We start from the raw sequence: 683 nt of genomic DNA on the forward strand, positions 1-683 counted from the left end.
CCCGGCGCCCGCGGCGCGCGGCTCGGGCGTTCCCGGCTGGCCTGGGGCTGGGCGGTCGGCGTGGCCGGCCCGGCGGCGGTGGCGGTGCTGCTCAGCGCCGTGGACCTGGGACTCGCCAACGACATGCTGCTGTTCCTGGCCCTGACGGTGGCGGCGGCCCTGCTCGGCGGACTCTGGCCGGCCCTGGCCTCCGCGGCGGTCGGCTCGCTGCTGCTGAACTACTTCTACACCCCGCCCCTGCACACCTGGACCGTCTCCGACCCCAAGAACATCGTCGCCATCGTGATCTTCGTCGCGGTCGGCGCGGCGGTGGCGTCCGTGGTGGACCTCGCGGCCCGGCGCACCCACCAGGCGGCCCGGCTGCGCGCCGAGTCGGAGATCCTGTCCTTCCTCGCCGGCAACGTGCTGCGCGGCGAGACGGGCCTGGAGGACCTGCTGGAGCGGGTCCGGGAGACCTTCGGCATGGAGTCCGCCGCCCTCCTCGAACGCGCGGGCGACGTCGAGCCGTGGACCTGCGCCGGCCGGGCGGGACGCGGACGCCCGGTCGAACGGCCCGAGGACGCGGACGTGGAGGTGCCGGTCGGCGACCACATGGCGCTGGCGCTGACCGGCCGGGTGCCGCCCGCCGAGGACCGCAGGGTGCTGGCCGCCTTCGCCGCGCAGGCCGCCGTCGTCCTGGACCG

1 protein-coding gene is annotated in these 683 nt (G+C 76.7%); it reads left to right on the forward strand.

Annotated features, from left to right (window positions below; genetic code table 11):
- Positions 1 to 683: DUF4118 domain-containing protein (locus B7767_RS40375; RefSeq protein ID WP_143652931.1), on the forward strand; the 683-nt coding region annotated here is incomplete at both ends.

The sequence above is a fragment of the Streptomyces sp. 13-12-16 genome, assembly GCF_002114215.1.
Classification (GTDB): Bacteria; Actinomycetota; Actinomycetes; order Streptomycetales; family Streptomycetaceae; genus Streptomyces.